Origin of the sequence: Plantactinospora sp. KLBMP9567 (assembly GCF_033446045.1) — a bacterium.
In the GTDB taxonomy this organism is placed as follows: domain Bacteria; phylum Actinomycetota; class Actinomycetes; order Mycobacteriales; family Micromonosporaceae; genus Plantactinospora.
Genome location: NZ_JAWQRR010000050.1, coordinates 112,370 through 135,834, shown reverse-complemented (window position 1 = coordinate 135,834; position 23,465 = coordinate 112,370). Strand labels below are relative to the sequence as shown.

Sequence of the window (23,465 nt, the reverse complement as noted above, 5' to 3'; positions counted from 1 at the left end):
TGGGCCGCTGAACCTTCTTCGACCGCCCTTGCGGCCGGACGCGGTACGCGAGCGCCGCACGGTTCAGGTTGAAGAAGGTTCACTGCCCGGGCGAGACTCCGCCGGTACCCAACGCGAGCAGTTGTTCCAGTTGTGCGCTGTCGACAAGGGAGACCCGGTCGATCCGGCGCGTCGGGTCGGCGGTGGCCGCCTCCAGCAGCCGGCGGTAGTGCCCGGTAAGCCGCTCTATGGTCGCACTATCGAACAAATCCGTGTTGTACCGGAAGGCACCGGTGAATGAATCTTCCGCCTGGCGCAGCTCCACGTTGAGGTCGAACTGCCCCTCCAGCTGCGGTACGTCGAACGCGGCCAGCCGCAGCCCCGCGTAGGAGATCTCCGGGCCCACCACGGCGCCCTCCGGCACCAGCGGCAGCGGCGGGTCGAGCCGGTCCGCCGCCACCATCGTGAAGGCGATCCGGAACAGCGGCGACCGGCTGGTGCCGCGGGCCCCACCGAGCATCCGGTCCAGCAGCGGGAACGGGTACCCGACGTGGCCCAGTCCGGAGAGGAGTTCCCGGTGCGCCGCCGCCACGGCATCGGCGAAGGTGGCCCCGGACGCGAACGACGAACGCAACACCAGGGTGTTGACCAGATAGCCGACCACGTCCCGCAGCCCCCGGCCGTGCCGGGTCGCCACCGGGCAGCCGAGCGCGAAGTCGTCCTGGCCGCCGTACCGGAACAGGGTCGCCTGGAAGACCCCGAGCAGGAACGCGAACGGGGTCACCCCGGCCGCCGAGGCCGCCGCCCGGACCCGGGCCGTCAGCTCGTCGGGGAGCGTCAGGTGGTGGGTCGCGCCGTCGAAGGTCTGCCGCTCCGGCCGGGGCCGGTCGACCGGGATCGCCCCGGCCGACACCCCGGTGCAGCGGTTCCGCCAGTACCGTTCCAGCCGGTCCCGCCGGGGCGAGTCGAGTAGTACCCGCTCCGCCTCGACGTAGTCCAGGAAGCTGGCGGTCAGCGGCGCCCAGTCCGGGGCGCCGCCGGCCGCGATCCCCCGGTATCCGGCCAGCAGGTCGCGCAGCAGCAGCCACTGCGAGGTGGCGTCGCTGATGATGTGGTGGGTGACCAGCACCAGGGCGGCGTCGTCGGGCGCGCGGCGCAGCAGCACCACCCGGAAGACGTCTCCGGCACCGAGCCGGAACGGCACCTCGCCGACCGACCGGGCCAGCCCGAGCAGCGCCTCGTCGGTGCGGCCCGGCACGTCCCGGATCTCCAGCCACCGGGAGCCGCCCGCCGCCGCGGCACCGGGCGGCGGGACGAACTGCCGGGGCACCCCGTCGACCTCGGCGAAGGCCGTGCCGAGCATGGGATGCCGGGCCACCAGCGCGTCGACCGCCCGGCCCAGCGCCGCGACGTCCAGCGCGGTCCGGACCCGGACCGCGAGCGTGATGTTGTACGCCGGGCTCTCCGGCGCGAGCTGGTAGAGGAACCAGAGCGCCTCCTGCCCGACCGAGAGCGGATGGCCGGGGCCGGGCAGCGTTTCGGCCGGCCCGGCCGGCGACTGGCCCGACCCGGCCGGCGACCCGCCCGGACGGATGCCCTGCACGGTCATCCTCGCGACTCCAGCACGCCGTGCAGGTAGCCGGCGAGGGCGTTCACGTTCGGGTGGTCCCAGGCCATCGTGGGCTCCACCTCGAGGTCGAACCGCTCCTCCACGTCCCCGCTCAGGGTCATCGCGTAGACCGAGTCGAGGCCGATCTCGACCAGCGGCGCGTCGGCGTCGATCTCCTCGGCCGGCCGTTGCAGGTAGAAGGCGATCCGGCCGACCAGCCAGGTGCGGATGGCCTCGACGGACGTGTCTTGGATGGTTCCGGACATGGTGCACTCCTTAGGCGTACGGACGGAGATGGTCAGCCGGCCAGACGCCGGTTGACGAGATCGAAGCCGCGGTTGTCCTGGTGACGCTCCAGCAGCTCGACGAAGAGGTGTCGCTCCAGCCCGTCCGGTGCCGCGCCCGGGTCGATGCCCAGCCGTCCGGCCAGCCGGGACAGCGCGGCGAGCAGCCACGGGGTGTCCCGCAGGAACGGGTCGTCCTGGTTGTACCGCCACACCCCGAGGCAGGCGGCGGCGGCCAGCACGGTGGCGTACCGGTCGGTCAGGTCGAAGCTGCGCCGGCCGGCGATCACCGTCCGGTCCCGGGGCAGCAGGTCGGCGCAGACCTCGGCGAGCCGGTCGAGTTCGGCGGTGAAGACCCCGCAGAGCCGGGCGACCGCCGGGTCGGCACCCGGTCCGGCGCCGTACTCCCGCAGCGTGACGGCCAGGCTGTCCACGCCCCGGGCGGAGAGCCCGATGCCGGCGAAGTCCAGCGGGGGCAGCGGGTCGCCGAGCCGGAACAGTGCCGGTGGCGCAGCCGGCGACGAGCGCCAGCCCTGCTGGGCCAGCCGGGGTAGCTGCGGGATGATCGTCGCCTGGCAGACCGCCGCGCTGGCGTGGGTGAGCGTCGCGGCGAGCAGGTCCCGCAGATTCTTCTGGAAGATCCCGTACGGGCCGTCCCGCAGGTACGACCGGGCGCCCAGCACCACCGAGAGCCGGTGCGCCGCCTCCTGCAACATCTTCGGCACCAGGTATTTCACGGCGGCGCTGTAGACACTCGTCTGGTCCGGCAGCACGTGCAGGGCCCGGGCGACCACGGTGGCCAGGCAGTCGCTGATCAGCAGGTCCAGGAAGGCGTCTACCAGGGCGGTCCGGGCGTGCGGCAGCTCGGCCACCGGCAGCCCGTACAGCCGGCGGTCGAGGGCGAACCGCAGCACCGTACGCAGTTGGGTGTCGACGATCCCGACGGCCATCCCGGGCAGCACGCCCCGGGTCACCTGGAACGCCCGCAGCACCGTCTCCATGGCGCCGCCGAGTTCCCCGACGACCGCGTCGGCCGGTACCGGGCAGTCGACGAACTCCAGCCCGCCGAGCAGCACCCCGCGGACACCGGCGGTGCGGTACCGGCGCAGGTGCCGGCGGTGCGCCCCCGGCAGCGCGGCCATGTCCAGCAGCAGGTGCGAGTGGCTGCGGCTGCCCGGCCGGTCGTCGGTGCGGGCGAAGAGCGTCACCGCGTCCGCCCGGCTCAGGTTGCCGACCATCTCCTTGCGACCGTTCACCACGAAGCGGTCGCCGGCGAGGTCGGCCCGCAGCTCGGCCCGACCGAAGTCGGTGCCGTGCGCCAGCTCGTTGTAGCCGGCCGACGCCTTGCCGTGCCGCAGCAGCAGGTCGGCCATCCAGCGCCGCTGCTCGGCGGTGCCGTTGGTCCAGACCGGGGTGGCGGCGATGAAGGTGGTGACCCCGTAGCCGACCCCGAGGGTGGTGTCCCGGCGGAACACCGCGCGCAGCACCTGGGCCAGCCGGTCGGCCCGGTCGAACCGGCCGCCGAGGGCCCGGGGCACGAACTCGGCGTTCAGCCCGTACCCGTCGAGTGCCCGCTCGCCGGCGGCGAGCAGTTCGCCGCGCTCGTCGGCGGCGAGCAGCGCCGGATAGCCGACCGGGTTCGCCGGGTCGTGCGGATTTCCCAGGTACGTCTCCAGGTCCGGCTCGGCGGCCGGGGCCGTGCCGGGCACGGCGGCGGTGTCGACGGTCATCGGGCCACCTCGGAAAGCTGTGCGGCCGTCCCGGCGGGACGCGCCGGAGACTCGGACGGCTGCCCGGCCGCCTCGGCGAGCCGGGACGGCGGCTCGGGCGTCTGCACGCCCGCCTCGGCGAGCCGGGCCGGGAGCAGGGAGAAGAGCCGGCCCTCGTGGTGCTGGGCGCGCAGGTCCGGCAGCAGCCGGTCGTAGTCCTCGCCGTCGTCGGGTTCGGGTCCGGTCGCGGTCGCCGGCCGGAGCTGCCCGATCAGCCGGTGCAGGCAGGCGCGCAGCCAGCGGGCGTCCGCCCAGAGCGGCGCGGTCGGACCGTCGGCCAGCCAGTGCCGGTTGCGCAGCCACAGGTGCAGGCAGGCGGCGGCGGCGAAGGCGAGCGCGTACTCGCCGGCCATCCGGAACGCCTCGGCCGGCACCTGCCGGGGTTGCGGGCGGTACGCGGCCATCCGCTCGTGCAGCCCGTCGACCAGCCCGGCCAGCGTCTCGGCCTGTACGGCCAGGGCCGGCGGGGCGATCCCGGCGTCGACCAGCTCCAGCACCTCGGCGACGGCGGCCGGTAGCTGCTGCACCACGCTGCACCCGGTCCGGGACAGCAGCGCGAGCCGGTTCCGGTCGAAGTCGGGCAGCGGGCGGGCCAGCTCGACCGTGTCGGCCAGCCCCGGGTCGACCACGCCCCGCCGGTAGCCCCGGACCAGGCCGGGGAACTGGTTCACCAGGGTGTTCAGGTTGACCAGGGTGTTGCCGTCGAAGATGCCGACGATCCGGTGGTCGCGTTCGATCTTCTGGAACAGCCCGTCGGCGTGGTCCTCGGTGAGCAGGGCCCGGGCCCCGAGCACCTGGCCGAGTCGCGGGATGGTCCGGTCCATCATTGTCGGCACCAGGTACTTGGCGACCGCCGAGGTGACGCTGAGCTCGCCGGGGGTGGCGTGGATGCCCCGCGCGGTCAGCACGCTGGTGGCCTCGCCGATCAGCAGGTCGACGTACGCCTCGGTCAGGGTGCGGTTCGCGTGCGGCAGATCGACCAGCGGCCGGTCGTAGAGCCGGTGCCCGGCGGCGAAGTCGAGGACCAGCCGCAGCGCCTGGTCGGCCAGGCCGAGCGACATCGCCGCGCACATGGTGCGGGTGAGCTGGACACTCTTCAGCACGATCTCCGGGCCGGCGCCGGCCGTACCGACCAGCGCCTCGGCCGGCACCTCGGCGCCGGCGAAGGCGATCCCGCTGATGTCCGCGCCGCGTACCCCGTGGGTGCGCTCCTTGGGCAGGCAGCGGAACGTGCCGGAGGCGAGCCGCCGCTTGTCCACCATCAACAGGCTGAACCCCCGGGTGCCGCCGGCCGGCTCGGTCCGGGCCAGTACGCAGACCAGGTCCCCCCGGCTGGCGTTGTTGATCAGCCACTTCTCGCCGTCGACCCGGTAACCGGCGCCGGTCGGCACCGCCGAGACCTCACCGGCGAGCAGGTCGCTGCCGTGCTCCCGCTCGGTCAGCGCCAGCGAGATGACGCTGCCGGCGAGCACCTCGGCACCGACCCGGCGGGCCTGCTCCGGGGTGGCGCCCACCCAGGCGGATACCGCGCCGAGGTAGGTCTTGCCGTGTCCGATCGCGACGGTCAGGTCCCGGCGGGCCAGGATCCGCACCGCGTGCAGCAGCTCCTCGTAGCTGCGCAGCTCGCCGCCGAACTCGGCCGGCACGTACCAGCGGGGCAGCCCGAGCCGGTCCAGCTCGGCGCAGATCTCCGCCGGGAACTCCTCCCGGGCGTCCAGCGCGACCAAGCGGGCGAACGAGGCCACCCGGGCCGGGTCGTGCGGGTCGCCGAGGCCGTGGTCGAGGTGTTCGGCGAGGGCGAAGGCGGGATAGCGCATCCCGGTCACCCCCGCCCGGCCGGCACCGGCAGGGCGGCGCGCGCCGCCCGGTAGCGGTCCCGGACCTCCGGGTCGAGATCCTCGTACGTCGTGTCCAGCACGCCGGAGACGAAGAGTTCCCGCATCATGGTGCGCTGGATCTTTCCGCTGGTGGTGCGCCGGACCTGGCCGACCCGGACGAAGACGACGTTCGCCACCCGGACCCCGAGGACCCGGCTCAGCGTCGACCTGACCGCACCGGCCAGCCCCGCGATCTCGGCGGCGTCCCGGCTCCGGGTACGGAGCTCCTGGACCACCACGATCTCCTCCCGGGGCGCCGGCACCGAGAAGACCGCGCAGGGCAGCCCGGCGAACGCCTCGGCCACCTCCCGGACCTCGCGCTCCACGTCGTGCGGGTAGAGGTTGCGGCCGTGCACGATCATCATTTCCTTGATCCGGCCGGTGACGTACAGCTCGCCGTCGTCGAGGATGCCGAGGTCACCGGTACGCAGGAAGCCGCCGTCGCCGTCCGCGGTCACCGCGCCGAAGGCCCGCCGGGTCGCCTCCGGGTCCCCCCAGTAGCCCCGGGTCACGCTGCCGCCCCGGATCCACACCTCGCCGACCCGGCCCTCCGGCAGCACCGTGGAGGTGGTCGGGTCGATGATCCGTACGTCGAGTGCGTTGACCCGGCCGCTGCCGACCAGGGCCAGCCCGGCCGGCGTACCGGCGGGCAGCGGGGCGAAGACGTCCCGGGCCAGCTCGTCGGGGTCGACGTACGCGGTGACCGGGGCGCCGGCCGGGCGGGCCCCGGTGACGCAGAGCGTCGCCTCGGCCAGCCCGTACGTCGGCAGGAACGACTCGTAGCGGAACCCGGCCGGGGCGAACCGGGCGGCGAACCGCTCCAGGGTGGCCGGGTCGATCGGCTCGGCGCCGTTGCAGGCGTACCGCCAGCGGGACAGGTCCAGCCCGGTCACCTGGTCGTCGGTGAGCAGCCGCGCGCAGAGGTCGTACGCGAAGTTCGGCGCGCAGGCCACCTCGGCGCCGTACCGGTCGATCGCCTCCAGCCACAGGTGCGGCCGCTTGAGGAAGTCGTTGGGCCGGATCAGCACGGCGGTGCTGCCCAGCAGCAGCGGCGCGATCAGCATCGCGATCAGGCCCATGTCGTGATAAAGCGGCAGCCAGCTACAGAACCGGGTCTGGTCGGTCCAGCCGAGGGTGCGGTGCACCGAGCCGATGTTGTGCAGCACGTTGCCGTGGGTGACCATCACGCCCTTCGGGTCGCTGGTCGAGCCCGAGGTGTACTGGAGGAACGCGATGTCGTCCGGGCGGGCCGGATACGGCAGCCACCCGTCCGCCGCGGTCCCGACACCGTCGGTCGGCTCCCCGCCCGGGTCGCCCGCGCCGGTGACCACGCCCGGGGCGTCCAGGTCGGTCGCCGCGAAGGCCAGCTGGTCCAGTCCCTCCTGGAGCATCCAGTCGTCGACCGCCCGCAGGTTGCCCGGATCGGTCAGCACCACCGCCACGTCCGCGTTCCGGGCGATCGCGCTGGTCCGGTCGGCGTGGTGCCGGTAGTTCGCCGGCAGCGGCACCGGCACCGGGATCACGCCCGCGTACAGGCAGCCCAGGAAGCCGGCCACGAACTCCAACCCGGTCGGATAGAGCAGCAGCGCCCGGTCACCCGGCCGGCAGCGCCGGCTCAGCCAGGCCGCTGTCGACCGGGCCACCCGGTCGAGTTCGGTGTACGTCAGGGACGACTCGACGAACCGCTCCCCCGCACCACGGCAGAACACCACCGCCTGCCGTTCCGGCGATCCGGCCACGTTGTGCCGGACCGCCTCGACGATGCTTCCCCACTCGGACACGTTTGTTTCCCCGGCTTCTCCGGTACGGCATCCACCGCGCCATCGGCGTTTCCGTGGCAGACCGTACGATCGACGTCCATATTCGGGCTATATCGGCGGGCTCAGCCGCAGCCGCCGGCATGCCCCTCGTCGGTCCGGCCCGGCGCACCCACCAGCGCCGGCTCCGGCGCCGACCCGTCCCCCGGCACCTGCGCCGGCTCGGCGGGACGGCGCTTCGCGGCCACCGAGGCGGCGAACGCGGCCAGCCGGTCCACCCCCCAGAACCGGTCGAGGCCGTGCACGAAGAACGGCACCCCGAAGACGCCGTCGCGGTAGATGTCGAGCAGCGCCCCGACGCCCTGGCGGCGTACCTCGGGATCGTCCGCCGCCCCGGAGAGCTCGGCCGGGTCGAGACCGAGCTCGGCGGCGATCTCGGCGACCGTGGACCGGTCGCAGATGTTCCGCCCCTGGACCCACCTGGCCCGGTACGCCCGCTCCAGGTACGCCGGCCCGGCGCCGTGCCGGGCCGCCACCAGGTAACCCAGGTGCGGGATCTCCCAGACCGGCTCCCGGTCGACCGGCCAGCGCAACGTCAGCCCGCGCTCGGCGGTGAGCCGCCGGACGTCCTGGAGCACGTAGAGGTGCTTGGCCCGGGACATCGCGGTGTAGACGAACTCGCCGCCGGCCTCGGCGAGCAGCCGCGAACTGCGCTCGTCCGGCTCCCAGAACGGCACCCAGTCCAACTCGGACACCAGCTCCGGATACCGCTGGTGCAGGTCCCGGTAGGCGAGCCAGGAGTACGGGCTGCGCAGGCTGAAGTAGAACCGTGGGGTGCGGCGCACCGCCATGGGAAACTCCTCGGGTGCTTCGGGGCGGGTGCGCTACAGCGCGATGCCGCCGTCGACTTGGAAGACCTGGCCGGTGACGTAGGAGGCCCGGTCCGAGACGAGGAAGCCGACCAGGTCGGCGGTCTCCTCCGCCCGGCCGAACCGGCCCAGCGGGATCCGGCCCAGCATCTCCTTGGTGACGGCCGGGGAGAGCCCCGCGGTCATGTCGGTCTCGATGAAGCCGGGGGCGACGACGTTGGCCCGGATGCCGTACCGGCCCATCTCCTTGGCCAGCGCCTTGGTGAAGCCGATGATCCCGGCCTTGGACGCCGAGTAGTTGGTCTGCCCGGCGTTGCCGGCCACCCCGGCCACCGAGGAGAGCGTCACCACCGAGCCGCGCCTCCGCTTCATCATCGCGAAGACCGCGGACCGGCACACCGTGTAGGTGCCGTCCAGGTTGGTCCGCAGCACGGCGTGCCACTCGTCGTCGCCCATCAGCACCAACGGCCGGTCCCGGGTCACCCCGGCGACGGTCACCACGGCGTCGATCGGGCCCAGTTCGTCCTCGGTGGCGGTGACGAAGTCGCGTACCTGCGCCAGGTCCACCACGTCGACCTGCCGGGCCAGTACCCGGGCTCCCGCCTCGCGGGCGGCCTTGGCCGCCAGTTCCGCCGCCTCCGCGTTTGACTGGAAGCAGAAGGCCACGTCGAAGCCGTCGGCGGCCAGCCGGCTCACCACCGCCCGGCCGATGCCCCTGGACCCGCCGCTGACCAGGGCGACCCGTCGCTCGTTGTCGGTCATGCCGGCACTCCTCACACCGTTACCGGGGTCGGGCTCGCCGGGCGCAACGCGTCCAGCGGGCGCAGGGTCTGGACGAACTGGCCGAGCCGCATCACCGTCTCGCCGCCGACCACGGTCTCGCCCTCGAGGATCCTCGTCTCGCCGACGACCTTGACCAGCCGGACCCGGTGTTCGAGGACGTCACCGGGGTAGACCGGGTTGCCGAAGGTGACGTTGCCGATGGACCCGGCCAGCACCACCATCCCGGCCAGCACGTCCGGGTTGGGAGTCTCCCAGCTCGCGAGCAGCACCGCCGCCTGGGCCCACGACTCGACGATCAGCGTCGCCGGGTACGCGTAGTCGCGGTCCACGGAGGTCTCGTCGAGCTGTTCGTAGCAGGCCTCGCTACAGCTCACCGCCTTGAGCGCGGCCAGCCGCTCACCCGGTACCAGCTCGACCACCCGGTCGAGCAGCAGGATCGGATACCGCTGGGGTATCACCTTCCTGATCCCGGCGACTCCGATCATCGGTTCTCCTCCGGTCGGTAGCGCAGGCGCAGTTCGGCGGCCGGACCGCTACCTGTATTGATCTTGGCTGAGCAGCGCAGTTCCGGTCCGGACCAGGACAGCGTCGCCTCGATCCGCAGTTCGTCGCCCGGGGCGACCGGACTGAGGAAGCGGCACCGGTCCATCGCGGCCAGCTCGGGGCGGTAGCGCTCGCCCAGCGCCGCCCGTACGGTCTGGCCGACCAGTTCGACCAGGTACACCCCGGGCAGCACCGGAAAGCCCGGGAAGTGCCCGGCGAAGACCGGGTCACCGGGATCCACCTTCGCGGTCGACACCGCCGAGGTCTCGTCGGCCTCGACCAGCTCGACCTGGTCGGACAGGGGTGCGCAGCGGGGCGTCACGACCCGCCCCGCAGCTTGCCGTCGAGGAGCTGGTAGGTGCTGTCCAGCGTGCTGACCGCGATCAGCTCGCTCTCCTCCATCTTGATGCCGTACCGCTTCTCCAGCCGGACGGTGATCTCCAGGGCCATCAGGGAGTCCACCTCCAGGTCGTTGACGAAGTGCGCGTCGTCGGTGACCTCGGAGAGGTCGACGTCGATGGTGTCGGCGATGAGCTGCCGGAGGTCTTCCTTGTCGAGCCCCGTGGTGAGCTGGTCAGACATGACTTTCCGTCCTTTCGGTGTGGATCTCGTGGTCCTCCCCGCGGGCGACGTCGCCCGGGGATGGCTCGGCGAGCACGGACTCGACGACGCCGAGCCGGTAGTCGCCGGAGCGGAAGCCGGGATGGCGCAGCAGCCGGCGGTGGAAGTCGACGTTGGTGGTCACCCCCGCCGACCGGTACTCGGCCAGCGCCCGGTCCAGCCGGCGCAACGCCTCGTCCCGGGTGGCGCCGTACGTGACGACCTTGGCCAGCAGCGAGTCGTAGAACGGCGGTACGACATAGCCGTCGTAGAGATGGCTGTCCACCCGTACGCCAGGGCCGGCCGGCATCCGCAGCCCGTGCACCCGGCCGGTCGAACCGGCCCAGTCCCGGTCGACGTCCTCGGCGTTGATCCGCGCCTCGATCGAGTGCCCCTCGAACCGGACGTCGGACTGGGTCAGGTCCAGTCGTTCCCCGGCGGCGATCCGGATCATCCAGCCGACGATGTCGATCCCGGTGCGTACCTCGGTGATCGGGTGCTCGACCTGGAGCCGGGTGTTCATCTCCATGAAGTACGCCGCACCGTCCGGCGCGACCAGGAACTCGAAGGTGCCGGCGCTGACGTAGCCGATGTCCCGGGCGCCGGCCACCGCCGCCGCGCAGAGGCGCTCCCGCAGTTCGCGATCGAGCGCCGGGGACGGGGACTCCTCGACCAGCTTCTGGTGCCGGCGCTGGACCGAGCAGTCCCGCTCGCCGAGGTGCAGCACGGTGCCGTGCCCGTCGGCCAGCACCTGCACCTCGATGTGCCGGGCGGCCGGCAGGTAGCGCTCCAGGTAGACCCGGTCGTCGGCGAAGAGGGTCCGCGCGGTCGCCCGGGTCGTCTCGTACGCCAGCGGCAGGTCCTCGGCCTGGTGCACCACCGCGATGCCCCGGCCGCCGCCACCGGCCACCGCCTTGATGATCAGTGGGAAGCCGATCTCGCCGGCCACCCTCACCGCGTCGCCGAGGGAGTCGACGGTGCCGTCCGAGCCCGGCAGTACCGGCACTCCGGCGGCCCGCATCGCCGCCCGGGCCGCCACCTTGTCGCCCATCAACGCGATGTGCTCGGCGGCCGGGCCGACGAAGGTGAGTCCGACGCTGCGGCAGGAGGCGGCGAAGACCGGATCCTCGGAGACGAAGCCGCAGCCCGGATGCACCGCGTCGGCGCCGGACTTGGCGGCGGCGTAGAGGATCGCCGGGATGTTGGTGTAGCTGCGGGCGACCGGGCCCGGGCCGATGTGCACGGCCTGGTCGGCGAGTTGCACCGCCAGGCTGTCCCGGTCGGCGGAGGAGTAGACCTGCACGCTCTCCAGTCCGAGGTCGCGGCAGGCGCGGATGATCCGGACGGCGATCTCGCCCCGGTTGCAGATGAGTACCCGGTTGACCATGTCCGCCCGCCTCAGCCCGGCTCGATGCTGAGCAGCGGCTGCTCGTACTCGACGACCTCGCCGTCGGTGACGTGCACGGCCCGGACGATCCCACCCCGGTCGGTGAGGACCGGGTTCATCATCTTCATCGCCTCCACGATCGCGACCTGGTCGCCGGCCTCGACCCGCTGGCCGATCTCGGCGAAGGGCGGCTGGTCCGGGCCGGGGCTGCGGTAGAAGACCCCCATCAGCGGCGCGGTCACCGGCACGGTGCCGGCCGGCGGAGCGACCGCCGCGGCCACGGCCGCACCCGGTACCGGCGCCACGGCCGCGCCGGGGACGGCGCTCAGCACCGCATCGGGCACCGACGCCGCCTCGCCGGTGACGGTGACGATCGCCTCCCGGCCTCCCTCGGCTCCCTCGACCTCGATCCGGACGTCGGCCACCGTCACCCGGACCCGCCGGATCGCCGGGTCGCGGACCAGTTCGGCCACCTCGGCGGCGGCCCGTACCGCGCTGCGCAGCGCGGTGTCGGTCGGCCCCGCCGGCTCGACGCCGTGCGCTCCGGCGCCGTTCGCGATCGCCGGCCCGGTGCCGTTCGCCCCCACCGGCCGGGCGCCGTTCGAGGCCGTCCCCTGCCGGCTGCCGTTGCCGCCCTCCGGCGGCGACGGCGGGTCGTTGGCCGACACCGGCTCCTGCGCCGCGCCGTTGGCCGCCCGGACGGCGGCCGGTTCGCGGACCTTCTCAGACATGCGCGCCTTCCTTCCAGGGTTCCGTCACCGGGCTGCCGGTGGCGGCGCCGACCGGGGCCAGCACGCCGTATCCGCGCAGCCGGCGGTAGCGGGCGGCCAGCAGTTCCTCGACCGGGACCCCGGCGAGCTGGCGCAGCAGCCGGCCCACCGCCTCGGCGACGAGTCCGGCGGCCCGGTCCGGGTCACCGGGCGGCTCCGGCAGGATCTCGTCGACCACACCGAGCCGGCCGAGGTCCTCGGCGCGCAGCCGCAGCGCGCGGGCGGCCACCGGGGCCTGCCCGGCGTCGCCGAACAGGATCGCGGCGCAGCCCTCCGGGCTGATCACCGAGAAGACGCCGTTCTCCTGGATCAGCAGCCGGTCCGCGACCGCCAGCGCCAGCGCGCCACCGCTGCCGCCCTCCCCGGTGATCACGGCGACCACCGGGGTACGCAGTCCGGCCGCCAGGGCCAGGGTCTCGGCGATCGCGCCGCTCTGGTTACCCTCCTCGGCCGCCAACCCTGGGTGGGCCCCCGGGGTGTCCACCAGGGTCACCACCGGTACGCCCCAGCGCTGCGCCAGCTCGAACAGCCGCATCACCTTGCGGTAGCCCGCCGGGTGCGGCATGCCGAAGTTGTTCGCCACGTTCTCCCTGGTGTCCCGCCCCTTGGCGTGCCCGACCACCACCACCGGGGTACCGTCCAGCCGGGCCAGCCCGCCGACGATCGCCGAGTCGTCCCGTTCCCAGCGGTCGCCGTGCAGTTCGACGAAGTCGCCGAAGATCCGGTCGATGTGCTGCCGCACCGTCGGGCGATCGGCGGCCCGGGCCCGGCCCACCGCCGTCCAGGCGTCCACCGACCGCTCGGGCCGGTCGTCGTGCCGGGGGGCGCGGGACGGCCGGCGACCGGCGACCGGGACCGGGCTCCCGGCGGAGGTGCCGGCCGCCGCGCAGAAGCCGACCAGCCGGGCCAGTACCCCGCGCAGTTCCTGACGGCGTACCACCAGGTCGACGTGGCCGTGCTCGTGCAGGAAGCGGGCGGTCTGGAAGCCCGCCGGCAGCGGCTGCCGGATCGTCTGCTCGATCACCCGGGGCCCGGCGAAACCGGCCCGGGTCCCCTCCTCGGCGATGATCACGTCGCCGAGGCTGGCGAAGGAGGCGGCCACCCCGCCGTAGACCGGGTCGGTGAGCACGCTGACGTACGGCACCCCGGCGTCCCGGAGCAGCCGGATCGCGGCGGCGGTCTTGGCCATCTGCAACAGGGAGAGCACGCCCTCCTGCATCCGGGCGCCGCCGGAGGCGCTCACCGCGACCAGCGGCACCCCGTGGTCCAGCGCGGTCTCCGCGGCCCGGGCAACCTTCTCGCCGACCACCGAGCCCATGCTGCCGCCGAGGAAGGCGAAGTCGAGCACGACCAGCGCGACCCGGTGGCCACCGATGGTCGCCAGCCCCAGCACCGCGCCGTCGGCCCGGCCGGTCCTGGCCCGGGCCCGGGCCAGCCGCTGGGGGTACGGCATCCGGTCGGTGAACTCCAGCGGGTCGGCGGCGGCGAGGTCGGCGTCGTGCTCCACGAAACTGTCCGGATCGACCAGCAGCGCGATCCGGTCCTCGGCGCGCAGCGGCAGATGGTGGCCGCACTCCGGGCAGGTGTGCAGGGCCCGGGCCAGCCGGTCCCGGTGCAGCAGCGCCGCGCAGCGCGGGCACGGCCGCCACACGCCGTCCGGCAGCCCGTTGATCAGGTCCAGTGTGGAGGCGCCCACGGCTCAGCCCACCGCGCCGAGCAGGGTGGCGCCGACCTGGCCGTCCCGGTCCACCCCGGTTACCAGCGCGATGCCGTCGGGGCGGTCGGAAAGCTCGGCGAGCGCACCGGCGAGCTGGAACGCCGACGACGCCGCCGAGGTGTCGCCGAGCAGGGTGCGGCAGTGCACCCGGGTCGGCCGGGTCGCACCCAGCACGTCGGCCAGGGCGGCCTCCTCCTGCACGCCGAACTCGTCGCCACTGTCCGAGGCGGCCAGCACGGTCACGTCGGCGGGGCTCAGGCCGGCTCCGGCGAGCGCCTCCGCGACCGCCCGGGCCAGCACCGTGCGGACCGCCGACGGGTCGGCGAAGGCGAGGAACCGGGAGCCCCGGACCGCCGCCAGCGGCCGCCGCTGCTGCCGGACCGCACTCGAGTACGACTCGAGCAGGAAGATCGCGCACCCCTCGCCGAGCGGCGTCGCGCCGTCGGCCGGGGCGGCGCCGTCCCGGGACCGGGCGTGCCACTCCAGCCAGCCGCGCTGCACCGAGTACTCCTCGACCGCGCCGCACAGCACCGGTTCGCTGTGCCCGCACCGGTGCAGCCGTACGGCGTAGTTCAGCGCCAGCAGGCCGGTCAGCGAGCCGCCCGCGATGGTGGTGTTCGGGCCCTTCAGCCCGTACCAGATCGCGCTCTGCCCGGCGGCGCGGTTCATCACCGTGTTCGGGAAGCGTGCCGGGTCGACGTGGAACGGCTTCGCCCCGGTCAGCGACTCCCGGGTGAAGTCCATGATGCTCTGCACGCTGCCGGAGTTGGTGCCCAGCACCAGGCCGAGCCGCTCGGGCTCGCCCAGCCGCTCCCGGCCGTACCGGTCGAGCAGCATCCCGACGGTGGCGACGGCGATCCCGGTGGCCCGATCCATCGACCGGGTGCCCTTCTTGCCGAGCACCTCGGCGACGTCGAAGCCGGGGATCAGCCCGGCCCGGGCGTACGGTCCGGGCCAGACGTCCCGATCCAGCTCGGTCACCGCACCGGTCCCGGCCCGCAGGCCGGCGGTGAACCGGTCGGCACCGAGCCCGAACGCCGACGCGGCCGACCAGCCGGAGAGCACCAGCTCGTCCGCGGCGATGGTGGTGACGGTCATGTCTTTCTCCCCTCAGACCGCGGCCGGCGCCGCGACCGGCGTCCCGTTCGGAACCCCGTCCGGCTCGGGCGTGACGTCCGGCTCGCCCGACTCGGCGTGCCGGGGACTCCAGGCCGGAATTCCGGCGATGTTCTCGGCCCCGTCGACCCCGATCGTGTTGCCGGTGATCCAGGACGAGTCGGTGCGGGACAGCAGCAGGATCGCCTCGGCCACGTCCTCCGGCTGGGTGAGCCGGCCGTGCGGGTTGGTGGCGGCGGCCTGGGCGACGAACTGGGTGTGCTCCGGGATCCGCTCCAGCGCCGGGGTGACGGTGACCCCGGCGCAGAGCGCGTTCACGGCGACGCCGTACCGGGCGAGTTCGCAGGCGAGCTGCCGGACGTGCGACTCCAGCGCGCACTTGGCGGCCGACACCGCGCCGTAGCTCGGCATCACCGAGGTGGCGCCGGAGCTGGTCATCGCGTACACCTTGGCGCCCCGGTGCAGCAGCTTCGCCGCCATCAGCTCCTGCACCCAGTAGACGAGGCTGTGCGCCATCACGTCGACGGTCATCTCCATCTGCCGCTGGCCCAGCGTCTTGTCCCAGCCGGCGCGCGGCAGGTACGGCAGCAGCGAGCCGAACGCCAGCGAGTGCAGTACGACGTGCAGCCCGCGCGGGCCGGTCAGCTCGGCGATGGTGGGCAGCAGTTGCGCCCGGGCGGACCGGCTGGACGCGTTGATGTTGAAGAAGTGCGCCTGTACGCCGTACCCGCGCAGCTCCGCTTCGAGGGCCTTGGCCGCCTGGGCCCGCTCGCCCATGTCCAGGTGCACCCCGATGACGTTGCCGCCCTCCCGGGCCAGCGCCAGCGCGGTCGCCCGCCCCATGCCGCTGGACGCGCCCAGCAGCAGACTCCACGTGCCTTCCAGGGGAATCAGCATCCCGCGCTCCTTCTCGTCGATCCGGCCGTCCGCCAGATCCGGACCATCGCCACGTTTCCGGTGCCGGCCGCCGTGACCAGCAGGCTGTCCCCGTCCGCGGCACGCAGCCGGTCGGCCAGCCGGAGCATCGGGGTGAGGCTGCCGGCGGTGGGCGGGCCGGCGTCCCGCACCGGGCCGACGGCGGCCGGCACCGCCCCGGCCACCAGCTCGCTGACCGCCGAGTCGTCCAGCAGCGCGTAGACCGGGACCTGGTCGGCACCGAGGCTGCGCGCCGTCTCCCGGACCACGGCCACGGCCCGCTCCCGGGCCACCCCGGCGGCGAGCCCGTGCGGCGGCAGCAGCAGGGTGCGGACCGCACACCGGCCGTAGCCGGCGGCGCCGCGCGCCTCCGCCTGCTCCGGCGGCTCCAGCACCAGCACCACCGCGCCCTCCTCCGGCGCCGCCACCTCGGGCGCCGGCACCGCCTGCTCCATCGCCCCGGCGAGCAGCAGGGTGGCGCGGCCGGCCGCGAAGGCCCGCGCGCCGACCTGCACCGACTCCAGGCCGGCGACCAGCGGCGAGATCAGGGTCAGGCTGATCCCCGTGAACCCGTGCTCCATCGACAGCCGGCTGGTCAGCACGTTGACCGCGCCGTACGGCGCGGTGACCGGGCTCAGCTCGCTGGCGTGCTCGGCGATCACGGTGCGGTCCTGCTCGTCGTGCAGTGCCGCCACCCCGTTGTTGGTGCCGACCACCACGCCCCGGTCCTGCTCGGCGGCGGCGTCGAGGCAGTCGCCGGCGTCGTCGAGGGCGTGCCGCCCGGCCACCAGCAGGTACTGGCAGGCGGCCGGCAGGTACTTGTAACCGCGCCGGCCGAGCTGGGTGCGGACGTCGAACCAGGCCCCGTCGGCCGCCGGCCGCTCCACCGGCGGCGCGCAGACGCCGATCCCGGTGACCACGACCTGGCCGGCGGGCGGCATCCGGCCCGCCACCCGCCCGACCGACGGCAGCGGCCCCGGCGCGTGGTCGACCACCCCGACACCGTCCCGGCTCATCCGCCGGCCCCCGCGAGCACCAGCGACACGTTGTTGCCGCCGAAGGCGTACCCGTTCACCATGATCCGGTCGGACCGGAGCGGGGTGACCCGGCCCTGCGGCAGCCAGACCCGGCACTCCGGGTCCTGCTCGGCGATCGGCACGTTCGGCGGCACGGTCCGGTGCCGCAGGATCAGCGCCGCCGCCACCGCAGCGACCGCGGCCGCCGCACCGCCGGTGTGCCCGATCAGCGCCTTGAGGCTGTAGAGCGGCACGTCGGTGCCGAGCACCTCGTTGAGCGCCCGGCTCTCCACCACGTCGTTGAGCTGGGTACCGGTGCCGTGCGGCAGGACGCAGCCGATCCGGTCCCAGTCGGCACCGGTCTCCTCGATCGCGGCCCGCATCGCCCGGATGATCTGGGTGCCCTCCGGCTCCGGCGCGGTCAGGTGGTAGGCGTCGCAGGTCCAGCCGGAGCCCTCCACCGTGGCGTGCACGGTCGCGCCCCGGGCCCGGGCGTGCTCCTCCGACTCGACCACCAGGACGCCGGCGGCCTCGCCGAACGACGTACCCCCGCGGTGCAGGTCGAACGGGCGGCACCGGACCGGGTCCACCGCGCCCATCCGGTTGAAGCAGGCCAGCATCACCCGGCTGTACGCGTCCGCACCGACCGCCAGCACCACGTCCGCCTCGCCGGAGCGGACCAGGTCGGCCGCGGCACCGAGGGCGAAGCCGCCGGCCGCGCAGGCGTTGCTGATCGTGGTGACGACGCTCAGCGGCCCGAGCCGGTCGGCGACCTCCGAGGCGACGCCGACCTCCGTGGTGAACCGGGCGACCGGCTTGCCGCCGTCGGCCCGCCACTGCTCGTGCAGGCTCGCGTCACCCATGCAGGTGCCCAGGGCCAGGCCGATCCGGGACCCCGCCGTCGCCGGCCCGCCCAGCGGCAGGCCGGCGTCGGCGATGGCCTCGTCGACCGCGTTCAGCGCCAGCCGGGACGTCCGGGCGAGCGCCTGCGACTGCGCCGGCAGGTCGGCGTCGGGGACGCCCTGCACCACCGGCACGTCCATGTTCGCGTACGGGTCCGGCACGGGACCCGGGTCGGTAACCGGTGCCGCCATCATCGCGTCCCAGAGGGCGCGCGTACCACTGCCGTGGCACGTGACGACACCGAGGCCGGTGATGGCGACGCCGGTCATCGAGGCGTACTCGGAGCAGCCGGCGTGCCTTCCAGCGCGCTGGCGAGACGGTCGTCGAAGTCCACCAGGCTCCAGTCGCGGCGGTTCTCGATCACCGCGTACCCGTGGGTGATCTTCCCCGTCGCGGTCGGCACCAGGATGCCGTCGCGGAGCACGTAGCAGTCCATCCGGGAGGTGTAGGTGAGCCGCTTGAAGACGTTCTCGACGGTGAAGACGGTGTAGAGGTCCTCCTCCATCCGCGCCTCGTCCAGGATGGTGATCCGGGAGTGCGGCACCACCGGGATCCAGTCCTGCTCGTCCAGCAGCCGCTTGATCGAGACGTTCCGGTCGGCCAGGAAGAGGTCGACGACCTCCTCCATCTGCCGCAGGTAGCCGGACATCTGCATCCGCTCGGTGAAGTGGCAGTAGAAGTACGGGATCCGCCACTTCCAGGCGTACGCGTTGCGGCCGGCGGTGAGCGCGGCCAGCAGGTCGCCCTCGGGCGCCGGACCGGCCGCGGCCGGCCGGGTCACCTTGACCGGCGCCTGCCCCAGCCGCGCCACCGTGTACGGGGCCAGCTCGGCCGGCGCCGGCTCCGCCGGGTGCCCGTGCGGGTCGAGCCGCAGCTCCACCCGGACCTTGGCGCTGACCGCCTTGATCGGCGGGGTGCCGTTGACCGAGATCTCCACGCCGAAGGCGAGCGCCTCCCCGGGCAGCGGCCGGACCTCGGCCGTCGCCACGTCGTCGATGTGGAAGGCGTGGGTGATCCGGCTGTCGATGTCGACGATGTCGACGCAGAGGCCGTGCCGCTCGTAGAGCCCGCCCGGGGCGAAGCCGCGCTGCCGCAGGTGGTCGAGGACGGCCTCCTCCACCAGGTAGTTGACGTGCTTGAAGCCGATCCAGGTGCAGATGTTGGACCCCTCGTACCGGGGCCGCAGCTCCACACGGGTCACGCCGTCCACGGCTGGTTCGGAGACGGGACGGGGTGCCAGGGTCGTCGAGTTCACGTGCGCTCCAGGTGTGTGTCGAGGATCGGTTCCGGGCTTGTGTCGGGGGGCGACAGCGGGTGGGCGAAGTCCGCCACCAGGGCGGCGAACCGGTCGGGGTGCTCGGCCATCGCGAAGTGGCCGCAGTCGGTGAGCAGGGCGTACCGGCCGGCGGGTGCGGCGTCGGCCAGCGCCCGCCCGTCGCCGGGCCGGGCGGCGAAGTCGCCGTCGCCGGCGATCACCAGCAGCGGCAGCGCCAGGTCGGCGACGGGCAGGAACGGGGTACGCAGGTAGGCGTCGAAGAAGCGCATCCAGCCGTACGGGCCGATCCGCTCGCGGACCCGCTCGGCCATCGCGGCACGTACCTCGGCGGGCAGCCCGGCCGGGGCACTGACCCGGATCCCCTCTTCGAGGATCCGGTGGAAGTGGTTGAGATAGAAGTCGATCGCCGCCCAGTCGAAGTCGTCGGCGCCCGGCCGGTAGAACGGCGAGACCAGCACCACCGCCCGGGGCAGCAGCACCCCGGCCGTGGCCGCCGGAGCCATCGCCATCGCCGGCCGGACGGTCTCCGGCGCCGTCGCCGCGCCGACCCGGCCGAGCAGCTCCAGCAGGGTGTTCGCGGCGAACGAGTGCGCGACCACCAGGTCGGCGCCGCCGGGGACCCCGGCCAGCGCCTCTGCGGCCCAGCCGGTGGCGTCGGCCTGATGGCTCCAGCCGGTGTCGCCGACGCTCGCCCACGGCAGCTCGGCGTCCCACAACTCCAGCCACTCCGGCGCGCGGGACTCGAAGCGGTCCCAGATGCCCCGGCTGCTGGCCAGGCCGTGCAGCAGCAGGGTACGCACCGGCCGCGCCCCGGCACCGGACCGGCGGCACCGGACCGGTACGCCCGTCCCGGGCGGCACGGCACGGTCGGTCCTCGGCGGCGCGAAGGTGCTCATCACCGGCCTCCGCCGGCGGTCAGCAGCAGCGCCGCCGCCGCGTCCGAGCCGTCGCCGTCGGCGGTGGCCAGTACGGTGCCCCGGTCGTGCCCGTTCAGCCACGCGGTGCCGGCGACGCACTGGAGCACGCCGAGCGCCCCGGAGCAGTGCCCGTGGTACGCGGTCAGGTCGTGGCTGGTCTGCTCGGTCATCCCGGCCGGTCCACCCGCCCCGGCGCCGAACCACATGTTCACCGGTCGCGGGTCGGTACGCCGGATCGCCGCCACCGCCGCCGGCTGGTCCGCCTTGCGGGCGTACGGGCCGAGTTCGGCGAGCGCCTCGACGCCCCGGTCCCGCACCGCCGCCGCCGACTCCAGCACCAGGGCGGCGGCACCGTCGAAGAGCCGCAGGTCGTCCTCGCCGTTGCTGCGACCGCCACTGACCAGGTGCCGTACCGGCGCGTTCGCCGGCTCGACCCCGACCACCAGCACCCGGTCCACCCGGCCGGCCAGCACCAGCAGCCGGCCCCAGTTGACCGCGTCCAGCCCGGAGGTGGGGCCGTTGCACATGGTCAGGTTGGCGCCGCGCAGCCGGAACCAGATCGCCAGCCAGGACGCGATCACGTTGCTGGCAGTGGCCGGCAGGGCCATCGGGCTCAGCCCGACGTACGTCTCCTCGGCGATGGTCGACACCGTGTCGCAGACCGTGTCGACGTTGCCGTAGTTGGAGCTGACCACCACGCCGACGGTCTCGCCGGGGACGGTCAGGCCCGGGTCGCCGAGCAGTCCGGCATCGGCCAGCGCGTCCCGGCCGGCACAGAGCGCGAGCCGGGTGGCCCGGTCCTTGTAGCGCAGCCCCTTGCCGGTGAGCCGGCGTGTCGGATCGTCGGAGTCGGCACCGGCCGGGGTACGCCGGAGCAGGTCGTCGGGGCCGGCGATCCCGGAGACCGCCACGCCCACCCCGCTGACCACCACGTCGACCGGAGCCATCAGGACACCTTCTCCACGATCGCGACGGCGTTCAGCCCGCCGAAGCCGAACGAGTCCACCTGGGCGACCCGCAGGGTGGCCAGCTCGGCGTGCTCGCGTACCAGTCGGAAGCCGTCGACCTCGTCGATCGGGTTGTCCAGGCCGAGGATCGGCGGTACCACCCCGGAGCGCAGCGCCTCGACCGCCACCACCAGGCTGTGCAGCCCGGAGGCGCCGGCGGTGTGCCCGGTCATCGACTTGATCGCGGTCATGTACGGCGAGGGCGCCACCCCGGAGAAGACCTCCCGGACGGCCTGCGCCTCGGCCTCGTCGTTCAGCGCCGTCCCGGTGCCGTGCAGCATCAGCAGGTCGACGTCGGCCGGCTCCACCCCGGCCCGGCGGTGCGCCTCCCGGGCGACCAGCGCGATGTTCTTGGCGTCCGGCGCGGACGGGTGGTAGGCGTCGCAGTTCATCGCCACGCCCCGGACCCGGGCGTGCCGGTGCCCGGCGCCGGGGCCGTCCGCCTCCCGGCGCAGCACCACGGCGACCGCGCCCTCGCCCTGGAGCATCCCCCGGCGGTCCCGGTCGAACGGCCGCACCTGCGCGGGCGCCTCCGGGTAGCAGCGGTCCAGCAGCCCGTAGGTGCTCTCGGTGATGGTGTCGACCCCGGCCACCACCACGGTGTCGGCGGCGCCGAGCGTCAGCAGGTCCATGCCGAGGCCGAGGGCGTAGAGCGAGGCCGAGCAGGCGTTCGCCACCGTGTGCGTGTTGGTGGCGCCGAACCGCTTCCGCAGCGCGCTGCCGAAGTGCAGGTCGCGCACGTCGAACGGGACGCCGTCCCGCCAGCTCAGCTCGACCGACCGCAGTTCCCGCAGGGTGGTGCCGATCAGCACCGGCGTGTCGCCGAGGTCGTCGTCGAGGCCGGCGTCGGCCAGCGCCGCGGCGACCGCCTGCTCCAGCCACCGGCTGGCCCGCAGGGTCTCGTCGCAGCCCGGCCCCGGCCGGTCGTCGATCTCGTACGCGTGCTGCGCCCGGTACCGGCTGCGGTCGAAGCCGCGCAGTTCGGCCAGCCCGCTGTAGCCGGCGCAGAGCGAGTCGAAGAACTCCACGGTGTTGCCGCCGATGCTGGCCACCGCACCCATCCCCACCACCAGCGCGGTCATGGCGTCACCTCGTCGTACCTGCCGAGGATCAGCACCGCGTTGTTGCCGCCGAAGGCGAGCGCGTTGTTCTGCACCACCCGCAGGTCGGCGTCCTGGGCCACGTTCGGTACACAGTCGAGCCCGCACTCGGGGTCGGTCTCGACGTGGTTGATGGTCGGCGGGATGAACCGGTGGGTGATGGCCAGGGCGCAGGCCGCCGAGGCGAGGGCGCTCGCCGCCCCCATGGTGTGCCCGATCATCCCCTTGATCGAGACGGTACGCGGCGCGCGCTGCCCGAAGACCTGCCGGATGGCGCCGGCCTCGGTCACGTCGTTCGCCTTGGTCCCGGTGCCGTGCGCAGAGATGAAGTCGATGTCGCCCGGCTTCACCCCGGCGTTGCGGTGGGCCAGCTCGATGCAGCGGGCGATGCTGTTCCGGTCCGGCGCGACCGGGTGGTACGCGTCGCAGTTGAGCCCGTAGCCGAGCACCTCCGCGTAGATCCGGGCGCCCCGGGCCCGCGCCGAGTCGAGGCTCTCCATCAGCAGGATGCCGGCGCCCTCACCGGTGAGGATGCCCTTGCGGTTGCGGTCGAACGGCTGGCACGCCTCCGGGGCGATGGTGCCGAGCCGGTAGAAGCCGGTGAAGGTCTTCCGGCACAGCGCGTCGGCGCCGCCGCAGAGGGCCACCTCCACGTCGCCGCTGCGGATCGCGTCGAAGCCGTACCCGACCGCGTAGTTGCCGGCCGCGCAGGCGGTCGGGATCGTCACCGCCTCGACGTCGGTCAGCCCGAGTTCGGCGACGATGCTCGACGAGAGGCGGCCGGCGGGGACCCGACGCGCCACGACCGGGTCGAAGTGCTCGGCACCCCGGTCGACCTGCACCCCGACCAGTTGGTCGAGGTCGTGGGATTCACCGTCCGTGGTCCCCACCGACACCAGCGCGCGGCGGGACCGCAGCGCCTCGACGGACATGCCCGCGTCCGCGACCGCCATGCCGGCGGCGGCGGCCGAGAGCTGGCTCGCCCGGCCGAGCTGCGCCGGGTCGACGTGGTGCAGCCAGCGGGCCGGGTCGAAGTCGGTGATCTCGCACCCGTTGGCGTGTGCGAACCCGGTCGTGTCGAACGCGGTGATCGGCTTGACCCCGCTCCGACCGGCCCGCAGCCCGGCGAGAAACTCCTCGACCCCGATTCCGATGCTGGTCACCACGCCGAGCCCGGTGACGACCACCCGGCGGGGCGATCGAGCATCGCCTGGCAGAACGCTCATCATCGCGCCTCACTCACCTGTAGTCTTCCGACCCGACTCCGCCGT

General features: G+C 73.9%; 22 protein-coding genes. All 22 read right to left on the bottom strand.

The window, feature by feature from the left end; all coding sequences use genetic code 11:
- Positions 1–79: 79 nt before the first annotated feature.
- The 22 genes from R6Y94_RS37335 to R6Y94_RS37230 all read right to left on the bottom strand — a co-directional run bounded on the left by R6Y94_RS37335 (position 80) and on the right by R6Y94_RS37230 (position 23,420).
- Positions 80–1,588 (bottom strand): condensation domain-containing protein, encoded by a 1,509-nt coding sequence (locus tag R6Y94_RS37335; protein ID WP_318401233.1) that lies wholly within the window; start codon positions 1,586–1,588, stop codon positions 80–82.
- Positions 1,585–1,854 carry an acyl carrier protein gene (locus R6Y94_RS37330; RefSeq protein WP_318401231.1) on the bottom strand — a complete coding sequence of 90 codons (270 nt, stop codon included), beginning with the start codon at positions 1,852–1,854 and terminating at the stop codon, positions 1,585–1,587. The genes R6Y94_RS37335 and R6Y94_RS37330 overlap by 4 nt, the downstream gene beginning before the upstream one ends.
- Positions 1,855–1,886: 32 nt before the next feature.
- Positions 1,887–3,602, bottom strand: coding sequence for an acyl-CoA dehydrogenase family protein (locus tag R6Y94_RS37325; protein ID WP_318401229.1), 1,716 nt, complete (start codon positions 3,600–3,602; stop codon positions 1,887–1,889).
- Positions 3,599–5,458: an acyl-CoA dehydrogenase family protein gene (locus R6Y94_RS37320; protein ID WP_318401227.1), complete on the bottom strand. Its 1,860-nt coding sequence runs from the start codon at positions 5,456–5,458 to the stop codon at positions 3,599–3,601. The genes R6Y94_RS37325 and R6Y94_RS37320 overlap by 4 nt, the downstream gene beginning before the upstream one ends.
- A gap of 5 nt (positions 5,459–5,463) precedes the next feature.
- Positions 5,464–7,299, bottom strand: coding sequence for a fatty acyl-AMP ligase (locus R6Y94_RS37315; RefSeq protein WP_318401226.1), 1,836 nt, complete (start codon positions 7,297–7,299; stop codon positions 5,464–5,466).
- A gap of 101 nt (positions 7,300–7,400) precedes the next feature.
- A complete protein-coding gene (locus R6Y94_RS37310) occupies positions 7,401–8,126 on the bottom strand; it encodes a 2-hydroxychromene-2-carboxylate isomerase (RefSeq protein ID WP_318401224.1) in 726 nt (241 codons plus the stop codon).
- A gap of 33 nt (positions 8,127–8,159) precedes the next feature.
- A complete protein-coding gene (gene fabG, locus R6Y94_RS37305) occupies positions 8,160–8,906 on the bottom strand; it encodes a 3-oxoacyl-[acyl-carrier-protein] reductase (protein ID WP_318401222.1) in 747 nt (248 codons plus the stop codon).
- A gap of 11 nt (positions 8,907–8,917) precedes the next feature.
- On the bottom strand, positions 8,918–9,412 hold the full coding sequence (locus R6Y94_RS37300; RefSeq protein ID WP_318401221.1) for a beta-hydroxyacyl-ACP dehydratase: 495 nt from the start codon (positions 9,410–9,412) through the stop codon (positions 8,918–8,920).
- Positions 9,409–9,792, bottom strand: a complete 384-nt coding sequence (locus R6Y94_RS37295; protein WP_318401219.1) for a 3-hydroxyacyl-ACP dehydratase FabZ family protein — start codon at positions 9,790–9,792, stop codon at positions 9,409–9,411. The genes R6Y94_RS37300 and R6Y94_RS37295 overlap by 4 nt, the downstream gene beginning before the upstream one ends.
- On the bottom strand, positions 9,789–10,052 hold the full coding sequence (locus R6Y94_RS37290) for an acyl carrier protein (RefSeq protein ID WP_318401217.1): 264 nt from the start codon (positions 10,050–10,052) through the stop codon (positions 9,789–9,791). The genes R6Y94_RS37295 and R6Y94_RS37290 overlap by 4 nt, the downstream gene beginning before the upstream one ends.
- Entirely contained in the window at positions 10,045–11,457 is a 1,413-nt protein-coding gene (locus R6Y94_RS37285) for an acetyl-CoA carboxylase biotin carboxylase subunit (RefSeq protein ID WP_318401215.1), read from the bottom strand. The genes R6Y94_RS37290 and R6Y94_RS37285 overlap by 8 nt, the downstream gene beginning before the upstream one ends.
- 11 nt (positions 11,458–11,468) lie before the next feature.
- Complete coding sequence (locus tag R6Y94_RS37280) at positions 11,469–12,188, bottom strand: acetyl-CoA carboxylase biotin carboxyl carrier protein subunit (RefSeq protein WP_318401213.1); 720 nt, start codon at positions 12,186–12,188, stop codon at positions 11,469–11,471.
- Positions 12,181–13,923: an acetyl-CoA carboxylase, carboxyltransferase subunit beta gene (gene accD, locus R6Y94_RS37275; protein ID WP_412102968.1), complete on the bottom strand. Its 1,743-nt coding sequence runs from the start codon at positions 13,921–13,923 to the stop codon at positions 12,181–12,183. Before accD ends, R6Y94_RS37280 begins: the two co-directional genes overlap by 8 nt.
- Before the next feature lie 3 nt (positions 13,924–13,926).
- Positions 13,927–15,042, bottom strand: coding sequence for a beta-ketoacyl synthase N-terminal-like domain-containing protein (locus R6Y94_RS37270; RefSeq protein WP_318401211.1), 1,116 nt, complete (start codon positions 15,040–15,042; stop codon positions 13,927–13,929).
- Between the two features lie 12 nt (positions 15,043–15,054).
- Positions 15,055–15,957, bottom strand: coding sequence for an SDR family oxidoreductase (locus tag R6Y94_RS37265; RefSeq protein ID WP_318401210.1), 903 nt, complete (start codon positions 15,955–15,957; stop codon positions 15,055–15,057).
- Entirely contained in the window at positions 15,951–16,991 is a 1,041-nt protein-coding gene (locus R6Y94_RS37260; protein ID WP_318401208.1) for a beta-ketoacyl synthase N-terminal-like domain-containing protein, read from the bottom strand. The genes R6Y94_RS37265 and R6Y94_RS37260 overlap by 7 nt, the downstream gene beginning before the upstream one ends.
- Positions 16,988–18,163 carry a beta-ketoacyl-[acyl-carrier-protein] synthase family protein gene (locus R6Y94_RS37255; RefSeq protein WP_318401206.1) on the bottom strand — a complete coding sequence of 392 codons (1,176 nt, stop codon included), beginning with the start codon at positions 18,161–18,163 and terminating at the stop codon, positions 16,988–16,990. The genes R6Y94_RS37260 and R6Y94_RS37255 overlap by 4 nt, the downstream gene beginning before the upstream one ends.
- On the bottom strand, positions 18,160–19,149 hold the full coding sequence (locus R6Y94_RS37250; protein WP_318401203.1) for a thioesterase: 990 nt from the start codon (positions 19,147–19,149) through the stop codon (positions 18,160–18,162). The genes R6Y94_RS37255 and R6Y94_RS37250 overlap by 4 nt, the downstream gene beginning before the upstream one ends.
- Positions 19,146–20,066 (bottom strand): alpha/beta hydrolase, encoded by a 921-nt coding sequence (locus R6Y94_RS37245; RefSeq protein WP_318401201.1) that lies wholly within the window; start codon positions 20,064–20,066, stop codon positions 19,146–19,148. The genes R6Y94_RS37250 and R6Y94_RS37245 overlap by 4 nt, the downstream gene beginning before the upstream one ends.
- Positions 20,066–21,034: a beta-ketoacyl synthase N-terminal-like domain-containing protein gene (locus R6Y94_RS37240; protein WP_318401199.1), complete on the bottom strand. Its 969-nt coding sequence runs from the start codon at positions 21,032–21,034 to the stop codon at positions 20,066–20,068. The genes R6Y94_RS37245 and R6Y94_RS37240 overlap by 1 nt, the downstream gene beginning before the upstream one ends.
- Positions 21,034–22,176, bottom strand: a complete 1,143-nt coding sequence (locus R6Y94_RS37235; RefSeq protein ID WP_318401197.1) for a beta-ketoacyl-[acyl-carrier-protein] synthase family protein — start codon at positions 22,174–22,176, stop codon at positions 21,034–21,036. The genes R6Y94_RS37240 and R6Y94_RS37235 overlap by 1 nt, the downstream gene beginning before the upstream one ends.
- Positions 22,173–23,420, bottom strand: a complete 1,248-nt coding sequence (locus R6Y94_RS37230; protein WP_318401196.1) for a beta-ketoacyl-[acyl-carrier-protein] synthase family protein — start codon at positions 23,418–23,420, stop codon at positions 22,173–22,175. Before R6Y94_RS37230 ends, R6Y94_RS37235 begins: the two co-directional genes overlap by 4 nt.
- Positions 23,421–23,465 lie beyond the last annotated feature (45 nt).